The sequence below is a fragment of the Streptomyces sp. NRRL S-495 genome (genome assembly GCF_000966955.1).
Lineage (GTDB): Bacteria > Actinomycetota > Actinomycetes > Streptomycetales > Streptomycetaceae > Kitasatospora > Kitasatospora purpeofusca.
In genome coordinates, this window is the sequence record NZ_JZWY01000690.1 from 1 (window position 1) to 9431 (window position 9431).

At 73.6% G+C, this 9431-nt stretch carries 7 protein-coding genes and 1 riboswitch; all 7 genes read left to right on the plus strand.

Going from position 1 to position 9431, the window contains the following annotated elements:
* Window positions 1–341: 341 nt before the first annotated feature.
* The gene (locus VR45_RS30890) at window positions 342–1778 is read left to right on the plus strand and encodes an APC family permease (RefSeq protein WP_234326327.1); all 1437 of its coding nucleotides are present in this window, start codon (window positions 342–344) and stop codon (window positions 1776–1778) included.
* Between the two features lie 187 nt (window positions 1779–1965).
* The gene (locus VR45_RS30895; RefSeq protein ID WP_045943176.1) at window positions 1966–3603 is read left to right on the plus strand and encodes an amidohydrolase; all 1638 of its coding nucleotides are present in this window, start codon (window positions 1966–1968) and stop codon (window positions 3601–3603) included.
* A 106-nt stretch (window positions 3604–3709) separates the two neighbouring features.
* Window positions 3710–3901, plus strand: a riboswitch (cobalamin riboswitch).
* Between the two features lie 203 nt (window positions 3902–4104).
* Window positions 4105–5679, plus strand: coding sequence for a CoA-acylating methylmalonate-semialdehyde dehydrogenase (locus VR45_RS30900; RefSeq protein ID WP_078896980.1), 1575 nt, complete (start codon window positions 4105–4107; stop codon window positions 5677–5679).
* A complete protein-coding gene (locus VR45_RS30905) occupies window positions 5676–6824 on the plus strand; it encodes an acyl-CoA dehydrogenase family protein (RefSeq protein WP_045943177.1) in 1149 nt (382 codons plus the stop codon). Before VR45_RS30900 ends, VR45_RS30905 begins: the two co-directional genes overlap by 4 nt.
* Complete coding sequence (locus VR45_RS30910; protein WP_078896981.1) at window positions 6824–7933, plus strand: enoyl-CoA hydratase/isomerase family protein; 1110 nt, start codon at window positions 6824–6826, stop codon at window positions 7931–7933. Before VR45_RS30905 ends, VR45_RS30910 begins: the two co-directional genes overlap by 1 nt.
* Window positions 7930–8814 (plus strand): 3-hydroxyisobutyrate dehydrogenase, encoded by an 885-nt coding sequence (gene mmsB / locus VR45_RS30915; protein WP_045943178.1) that lies wholly within the window; start codon window positions 7930–7932, stop codon window positions 8812–8814. The genes VR45_RS30910 and mmsB overlap by 4 nt, the downstream gene beginning before the upstream one ends.
* The coding region (locus tag VR45_RS30920) for an enoyl-CoA hydratase-related protein (RefSeq protein WP_045943179.1) at window positions 8811–9431 on the plus strand (621 nt) is incomplete at its 3' end. The genes mmsB and VR45_RS30920, both read left to right, overlap by 4 nt.

The window sequence follows — 9431 nt, forward strand, 5'->3', positions numbered from 1 at the left end:
GGTTGAGACCGTACGGCGGGTGCGGTGGCGGGGAAAGGGCGCCCGTCGGCGTTCCGGGTGCCCCGGCGGCGCGCCCGCGCACGGTGCGGAGCGCGCGGAGCGGCGCACGGCGGCGGACCCGCGGGCGTCACCGGGGCCGGGCCCGCGGGCGTCACCGGGGCCGGGCCCGCGGGCATCCTTATGACAACAGCATTGACGTGTCTCGAAGCCGCCGGTTTCATGGCTCGCACTTCACCCCCACCCCCACACCCCCCCACCAGCAAGGCGGTGATCCCTTGGCATCGACGGCGAAGGTCATGGGCAGCGGTCCGAGAGCGGACAGCAGCGGCCCCCAGGACTCCATGCCCCGCTCCCTCGGCCTTCTCGACGGGGCGGCGATCGCCGCCTCCAGTACCGCCGCGACCAGCAGTATCGGCATCGGCCTCGGCCTGATGGCCGGCGTCGTCGGGCTCCACCTCCCCGCGATCATGCTGCTGGCGTTCCTCCCCGTGCTGGCCATCGCCGGCGGCTACGGGCGGCTGAACCGCTCGGAGCCGGACGCCGGCAGCAGTTACAGCTGGGTGGGCCGCACGCTCAACCCCTGGCTCGGCTTCCTCACCGGCTGGGTGAACACCGTCGGCACCGTGGTGTTCATGGCCTACACCACGACCGTGACCGGCTCCTCGATCGTCCAGCTGCTCGACGAGGCGCACGTGCGCAGCGTCGCCGGGCTGCGGCTGGACGCCGACTCGACCGTGCAGTGCACCCTGATCGGCCTGGTCGTCCTGGTCGCCGCCGCGCTGGTCGCGGTGCGCGGGCTCGGCCTGGCGGCGCGGCTGCAGAAGGCGCTGCTGGTGTTCGAGTACGCCGTCCTGCTCGGCTTCTGCGGCTACGGGCTGTTCGCCGGCGACCAGCCGTTCTCGCTCGACTGGTTCAACCCGCTCGCGATCCCGTCCTTCGACGCGGTGGCCCAGGGCATGGTGCTCGCGGTGTTCTGCTACTGGGGCTTCGAGTCGGTGTTCAGCGTCGGCGAGGAGGTGCACGATCCCCGGGACGCCTCCCGCGCCGGCACCCTCGCCCTGGTCGTGATGCTGCTGCTGTTCCTGCTCGCCGGCACGGCCTTCCAGCGGGTGCTGCCGCTGGACGAGCTGGCGGACAACGGCGCGCACGGCCTCACCTACTTCGGCGCGCGGCTCGCCGACCAGCCACTGGCCGCGCTGCCGCTGATCGCGCTGATGTTCTCCGCGGTGGCCTCGCTGCAGTCCTCGGTGATCCCCACCGCCCGCGGGCTGTTCGCGATGGGCCGGGACGGCGTGCTCGGCCCGGTCTGGACCAAGCTGCACCCCAAGCACCGCACGCCCGCGGTCGGCACCCTGCTGATCACCGCGGTCGCGGTGGTGCTGGCGCTGTGCTCGATCGTCATCCCGACCGTCAACGACCTCATCTCGGCGGCCGTCAACGCGATCGGCATCATCGTCGCCCTCTACTACGCGCTCACCGCGGTCGCGGCCGCCGTCCGGTTCCGCCACCTGCTGCGCACCGACCTGGTGGAGGGGCTGCGCGCGGTGGTCGGCCCGCTGCTCGGCGCGGCGGTCCTGCTGGTCGTCGGCGGCTACCTCACCTGGACCTTCTACGACTCCACCGACCACTTCGAACTCTCCGCCGACAACGGCTGGTTCGAGCTCACCGTCGTGGTACTGATGATCGTCACCGGTCTGCCGGCGGCGGCCTGGGCGCGCTGGCGGCGCCGCTCGGCGTACTTCCTCGGCGAGGCCGCGGGTACGCCCGAGAAGGCCTGAGGACGACCTAGGGCGCGGGCCCGGTGCACCCCCACGCACCCGGCCCGCGCCCGACCCGCCGCACGGGGGCACACCGCACGGGGTACACGGCACTCAGCAGTCAGCACCTCGCGCTCAGCACCTCGCACCTCGCACTCGGCACCCAGCACCTCGTACACCCGCACCACCCGAGAACGGAGCACCACCCATGACCAAGGCCGATCTGGTCTTCAGCCGCGGCCCCGTGCACACCGGCGACGCCGCCCGCACCCGGGCGACCGGTCTGGCCGTCACCGGCGGACGGATCACCGCCGTCGGCCACGACGAGGTCCGGGACCTGATCGGCCCGGACACCGAGGTCGTCGACCTCACCGGCAAGCTGCTGCTGCCGGGCTTCCAGGACGCGCACATCCACGCCGTCTTCGGCGGCACCGAGCTGGCCGTCTGCGACCTCACCGGCACCGTCGGCGTGGCCGACTACCTGGAGCGGATCCGCGCCTACGCCGACGCCAACCCCGACCAGGAGTGGATCACCGGCAGCGGCTGGTCGATGGAGAGCTTCGAGGGCGGCCTGCCGACCCGGCAACTGCTCGACTCCGTCGTCCCGGACCGTCCGGTCTACCTCACCAACCGCGACCACCACGGCGCCTGGGCCAACACCCGGGCGCTGGAGCTCGCCGGCGTCGACCGCGACACCCCCGACCCGGCGGACGGCCGGATCGAGCGCGAGGCCGACGGCACCCCGAGCGGAGTGCTCCAGGAGGGCGCCACCGGCCTGGTGGCTCGGCTGGTGCCGCCGATCACCGCCGCCGACCGGCTGGAGGGGCTGCTGCGGGCGCAGCGGCTGCTGCACTCGCTCGGCATCACCGGCTGGCAGGACGCGCTGCTCGGCGAGTTCAACGGCCAGCCGGACCCGTCCGACGCCTACCTGACCGCCGCGCGCTCCGGCGCGCTGACCGCCCGGGTGAACGGCGCGCTCTGGTGGGAGCGCGAGCGGGGCGCCGAGCAGATCGCCGAACTCGTCGAGCGCCGCGCGGCCTCGGCCCACGGCAGGTTCCGGGCCGGCTCGGTGAAGATCATGCAGGACGGCATCGCGGAGAACTTCACCGCCGCGATGACCAGCCCCTACCTGGACGGCTGCGGCTGCGCCACCGCCAACTCCGGCCTCAGCTTCGTCGATCCGCTCGCCCTGCGCGAGTACGTCACCGAACTCGACGCGCTGGACTTCCAGGTGCACTTCCACGCGCTCGGCGACCGGGCGGTGCGCGAGGCACTGGACGCGGTCGAGGCCGCCCGCGCCGCCAACGGCCGGCGCGACACCCGGCACCACCTCGCCCACCTCCAGGTGGTCCACCCGGACGACCTGCCCCGGTTCGCCCGGCTCGGCGCCATCGCCAACATCCAGCCGCTGTGGGCGGCGCACGAGCCGCAGATGGACGAGCTGACCATCCCCTTCCTCGGCCCGGAGCGCGCCTCCTGGCAGTACCCGTTCGGCGCGCTGCTGCGGGCCGGGGCCACCCTGGCGGCGGGCAGCGACTGGCCGGTGAGCAGCCCGGACCCGCTGGCCGGTCTGCACGTCGCGGTCAACCGGCGGGAGCCGGAGGCCGAGGACGACCGGGTGTTCCTGCCCGAGCAGCGGCTCGACCTGGCCTCCGCGATCGCCGCCTACACGGCGGGTACCGCCCATGTGAACGGGCACGACGACGCCGGGGTGCTCGCGCCCGGCCTGCTGGCCGACCTGGTCGTCCTGGACCGCGACATCCTCACCGGCCCGCCCGAGGAGATCGCGTCGGCCCGGGTGCTGCGCACCTACGTCGGGGGCGAGCTGGTCCACGCCGCCGACTGACGCCGCGTCAATTGCCGTCCGGGCCCCGGGGTGCTCCCCGGGGCCCGGCGCGTTCCCGGCGGTGCGTGCTCCGACGCGCCCGAACGGTGAGGGGCCCTGGACTTACTAGGACGTCCAACTATATGGTCGGAACAGGTCCGCGGTGTCAGGGAAGCCGGTGTGAGTCCGGCACGGTCCCGCCACTGTGACCGGGGAGTTCGTCCTCGCAGGAGTTCGGCCACTGGCAGCCAGCCGGGAAGGCCCGGGGGCGCGCGTCGATCCGGGAGTCAGGATACCGGCCGCGGACGGTCCGTGTTTTCCACGAGGATGGAGACGACACGCATGATTCCGGGCTGCTCCCGTTCCACCGCCCCCGGCTGTGCCGTGCCGACGAGCCCCGGGGCGCACCAGCGCTGACGGTTTGTCAGCCGCCGCCGTCCTGCCGCCGGGCGCACCACCGTGCGCCCGCGCACCGGCGCGGCCTCCACTCCTCCTCTCCCATCCTGACGAGAGAAGGAACCAATGGTCACCGAACCGACCACCCCCGACCCGATCCTCCCCGAGCCGATCGTCAACGAGCTGACTGTCCCCGAGCTGACTGTTCCCGAGCTGACCCACTTCGTCGGCGGCAAGCGCACCGCCGGGGCCTCCGGCCGCTTCGGCGACGTCCACGACCCCAACACCGGGCGCGTCCAGGCCCGGGTGCCGCTGGCGAGCCGCGCCGAGGTCGAGGCCGTGATCGCCGACGCGGCGCAGGCTCAGCCCGCGTGGGCGGCCTGGAACCCGCAGCGCCGGGCCCGGGTGCTGCTGCGCTTCCTCCAACTCGTCGAGCAGGAGCGGGACTCGCTCGCCCGGCTGCTCTCCGCCGAGCACGGCAAGACCGTCGCTGACGCCCACGGGGACCTGCAGCGCGGCCTGGAAGTGGTCGAGTTCGCGGCCGGGATCCCGCACCTGCTCAAGGGCGAGTTCACCGACAACGCCGGCACCGGCATCGACGTGTACTCGATGCGCCAGCCGCTCGGCGTGGTCGCCGGCATCACCCCGTTCAACTTCCCGGCGATGATCCCGCTCTGGAAGGCCGCGCCCGCGCTGGCCTGCGGCAACGCCTTCGTCCTCAAGCCCTCCGAACGCGACCCCTCGGTGCCGCTGCGGCTCGCCGAACTGTTCCTGGAGGCCGGGCTGCCGCCCGGCGTGCTGAACGTGGTCAACGGCGGCAAGGAGGCCGTCGACACCCTGCTGGAGGACCCCCGGGTGCAGGCGGTCGGCTTCGTCGGCTCCACCCCGATCGCCCAGTACGTCTACGCGACCGCGGCCGCCCACGGCAAGCGCGCCCAGTGCTTCGGCGGCGCCAAGAACCACATGATCGTGATGCCCGACGCCGACCTCGACCAGGCGGCGGACGCGCTGGTCGGCGCCGGCTACGGCTCGGCGGGCGAGCGCTGCATGGCGATCTCGGTGGCCGTCCCGGTCGGCGAGGAGACCGCCGACGCCCTGGTGGCCAAGCTGGTCGAGCGGATCGGCGCGCTCAAGGTCGGCCGCTCGGACGACCCGGCGGCGGACTTCGGCCCGCTGGTCGGCCGGGACGCGCTGGAGCGGGTCCGCGGCTACCTGGACCTCGGGGTCGAGGAGGGCGCCGAACTCGTCGTCGACGGGCGCGACTTCCGGCTGGAGGGCCACGAGGAGGGCTTCTTCCTCGGCCCCTCGCTGTTCGACCGGGTGACGCCGGAAATGCGGATCCACCGGGAGGAGATCTTCGGCCCGGTGCTGAGCGTGGTCCGCGCCGCCGACTACGAGGAGGCCCTGCGCCTGCCCAGCGAGCACGAGTTCGGCAACGGCGTGGCCATCTACACCCGCGACGGGGACACCGCCCGCGACTTCACCCGCCGGGTCAACACCGGCATGGTCGGCGTCAACGTGCCGATCCCGGTGCCGATCGCCTACCACACCTTCGGCGGCTGGAAGCGCTCCGGCTTCGGCGACCTCAACCAGCACGGACCGGACTCGATCCGCTTCTACACCCGCACCCGCACGGTGACCTCGCGCTGGCCCTCCGGGGTCAAGGAAGGCGCTAGCTTCACCATGCCGACGATGGGCTGAGCGCCGTGCACGATCTCACCGACGACCAGCGCGCGATCGCCGGGACCACCAGGGCCTTCGCCGACGAGCACCTCGCCCCGCACGCCGTGGAGTGGGACCTCGCCAAGCACTTCCCGGTCGACGTGCTGCGCAAGGCCGGCGACCTCGGCCTGGCCGGCGTCTACGTCCGGGAGGAGTCCGGCGGCTCCGGCCTCACCCGCCGCGACGGCGCGGTGGCCTTCGAGGCCCTCGCCACCGGCTGCCCGTCCATCGCCGCCTACCTCTCCATCCACAACATGGTCGCCTGGATGGTCGACCGCCACGGCGACGACGCCCAGCGCGCCCGCTGGCTGCCCCGGCTCTGCACCGCCGAGCACCTGGGCGGCTACTGCCTGACCGAACCCGGTGCCGGCTCCGACGCCGCCGCCCTCACCACCCGGGCCGTGCGCGACGGCGACCACTGGGTGCTCGACGGCGTCAAGCAGTTCATCTCCGGCGCCGGCAGCGCCCAGGTCTACCTGGTCATGGCGCGCACCGGCGGCCCCGGGCCGAAGGGCGTCTCGGCCTTCCTGGTCGACCGGGACGACCCGGGGGTTTCCTTCGGCGCCAACGAGCGCAAGATGGGCTGGAACGCCCAGCCGACCCGGCAGGTGCTTCTGGACGGCGTGCGGCTGCCCGCCGACCGGCTGCTCGGCGCCGAGGGGGAGGGCTTCCGGATCGCCATGCGCGGCCTCGACGGCGGCCGCCTCGGCATCGCCGCCTGCTCGCTCGGCGGCGCCCAGAGCGCGCTGGAGCGCACCGTCGCCTACCTGGCCGAACGCGAGGCCTTCGGCGCCCGGCTGCTGCACGCCCAGGCACTGCAGTTCCGCCTCGCCGACATGGCCACCGAACTGGAGGCCGCCCGGGCCCTGTTGTGGCGGGCCGCCGACGCCCTGGACCGGGGTGACGCCCGCGCCCCGCAGCTGTGCGCGATGGCCAAGCGGCACGCCACCGACACCGGCTTCGAGGTGGCCAACCAGGCGCTCCAACTGCACGGCGGCTACGGCTACTTGGCCGAGTACGGCATCGAGAAGATCGTCCGCGACCTGCGGGTGCACCAGATCCTGGAAGGGACCAACGAGATCATGCGCGTCATCGTCGCCCGCGGCCTGACCGGGGCCGCCTGATGGCCGGGAACGCTTCCGCGAACGGGAGCGGGGGCGGGAACGCGAACGGGACCGAGGAGGTCCTGGTCCAGCGCGAGGGGCGGGCCGGGCTGATCGTCCTCAACCGGCCCGCTGCCCTCAACGCCCTCACCCACGGGATGGTGCGGCGGATCGCGGCCGCCCTGGACGACTGGGAGCAGGACCCGCGGGTCGCGACCGTCGTCGTCACCGGGGCCGGCGACCGGGCCTTCTGCGCCGGCGGCGACATCGTCGCCATCCACCGCGCCGCGACCGGCGGCGACCCGCGCGAGGTCGAGGAGTTCTGGCGCGACGAGTACCGCCTCAACGCCAGGATCGCCCGCTACCCCAAGCCATATGTCGCGGTGATGGACGGCATCGTGATGGGCGGCGGGGTCGGGGTCTCCGCCCACGGCAGCGTCCGGATCGTCACCGAGCGCACCAGGATCGCCATGCCCGAGGCGGGTATCGGCTTCGTCCCCGACGTCGGCGGCACCTATCTGCTCGCGCTGGCGCCCGGCGAGCTGGGCACCCACCTCGCCCTGACCGCCGGCTCGGCCGGCGCGGCGGACGCGCTGCTCTGCGGCCTCGCCGACCACTTCGTGCCGTCCGGGCGACTGCCCGCCCTGCTCGACGACCTCGCCGAATCGACCGTCCACGACGCGCTCACCCGGCACGTCGCACAACCGCCGCCCGGCCGGCTGGAGCGGCAGTGGGAGTGGATCGACGTCTGCTACACGGCCGACACCGTCGAGGAGATCCTCGAACGGCTCGGCGCGAGCGGCGAACCGGAGGCGAAGGAGGCGGCCGACCGGATCACCGCCAACGCGCCGACGGCGGTCAAGGCGACGCTGGCCGCGCTGCGCCGGGCCCGGGCCCTGGGCCCGCTGGAGGCGGTGCTCGACCAGGAGTACCGGAGCTCCTGCGCGGCCCTGGCCACCCCGGACCTCGCCGAGGGCATCCGGGCCCAGGTCATCGACAAGGACCGCACACCGCACTGGAGTCCGGCCACGCTGGACGCCGTCGACCCCGTCGCCGTGGCCCGCTGGTTCGCCCCGCTGGGCGAGCGGGAACTCGGCCTCGCCGACCTCACCCCCCTGGAGCGCTGGTGACCCACCGGATCGGATTCGTCGGACTCGGCAACATGGGCGGCCCGATGGCCGCCAACCTGGTCAAGGCCGGTCACACCGTCACCGGCCACGACCTGGTGCCGGAGGCCCGGGAGCGGGCGGCCGGCCAGGGCGTACGGATCGCCGCCTCGGCCGCCGAGGCGGTCGCGGACGCCGAGCTGGTGCTCACCATGCTGCCGACCGGACGCCATGTGCTGGAGGTCTACCGGGAGTTGACAGCCGCTGCGGCGGACGCGCTGTTCGTCGACTGCTCCACCATCGCGGTCGGCGACGCCCGGACCGCCCGGGACCTCGCCCGGACGTCCGGCCACCGGGCCCTGGACGCCCCGGTCTCCGGCGGGGTCCCGGGCGCCGAGGCGGCGAGCCTGACTTTCATGGTCGGCGGCGCGGCGGAGGACTTCGCCGCCGCCGAACCGGTGCTGGCGGCGATGGGCCGCAAGGTGGTGCACTGCGGCGACTCCGGCACCGGGCAGGCCGCGAAGATCTGCAACAACATGATCCTCGGCGTCTCGATGATCGCGGTCGCCGAGGCCTTCGTCCTCGGCGAGAGCCTCGGCCTGAGCCACCAGGCGCTCTTCGACGTCGCCTCCACCGCCTCCGGCCAGTGCTGGGCGCTCACCAGCAACTGTCCCGTGCCCGGCCCCGTCCCGGCCAGTCCCGCCAACCGGGGCTACCCGGCGGGCTTCGCGGCCGCCCTGATGGCCAAGGACCTCGGTCTGGCCGCCGACGCGGCCGACGCCTCCGCCGTGCCCGCCGAACTCGGCCGCCGGGCCGCCGAGTTGTTCGGCGCCTTCGCCCAGGGCGACGGCGCCGGGCGGGACTTCTCGGCCATCATCACCACCCTTCGGGAGAACACCGCATGAGCTACGAGACGATCCGGGTCGAACGCCACGACCGGGTGGGCCTGATCACCCTGGACCGGCCGAAGGCCCTGAACGCCCTCAATACCCGGCTGATGAATGAAGTCGTCGATGCTGCCCAGGAGTTCGACCGGGACCGGGAGGTGGGAGCGGTGGTCGTCACCGGGTCCGACCGGGCCTTCGCCGCCGGGGCCGACATCAAGGAGATGCAGTCCCTGGACTTCGTCGATGCCTACCTCGGCGACTGGTTCGCCGCCTGGGACCGCTTCGGCGCCCTGCGCAAGCCCGTCGTCGCCGCCGTGGCCGGCTACGCGCTCGGCGGGGGCTGCGAGTTGGCGATGCTGTGCGATGTCCTGATCGCCGCCGACACCGCGAAGTTCGGCCAGCCGGAGATCAAGCTCGGCGTGATCCCGGGCATCGGCGGCTCGCAGCGGCTGACCAGGGCGATCGGCAAGGCCAAGGCCATGGAACTGTGCCTGACCGGCCGGACCATGGACGCCGAGGAGGCCGAGCGGGCCGGCCTGGTCTCCCGGATCGTCCCCGCCGACCAGCTCCTCGCCGAGGCCCTCGCCACCGCCGCGACGATCGCCGCGATGTCCGCCCCGGCCGCGATCATGATG

Coding starts and splice junctions, on each gene's coding strand:
- VR45_RS30895 (WP_045943176.1), top strand. CDS start 1,966: ATGACCAAGGCCGATCTGGTCTTCAGCCGCGGCCCCGTGCACACCGGC.
- VR45_RS30890 (WP_234326327.1), top strand. CDS start 342: ATGCCCCGCTCCCTCGGCCTTCTCGACGGGGCGGCGATCGCCGCCTCC.
- VR45_RS30910 (WP_078896981.1), top strand. CDS start 6,824: ATGGCCGGGAACGCTTCCGCGAACGGGAGCGGGGGCGGGAACGCGAAC.
- VR45_RS30900 (WP_078896980.1), top strand. CDS start 4,105: ATGGTCACCGAACCGACCACCCCCGACCCGATCCTCCCCGAGCCGATC.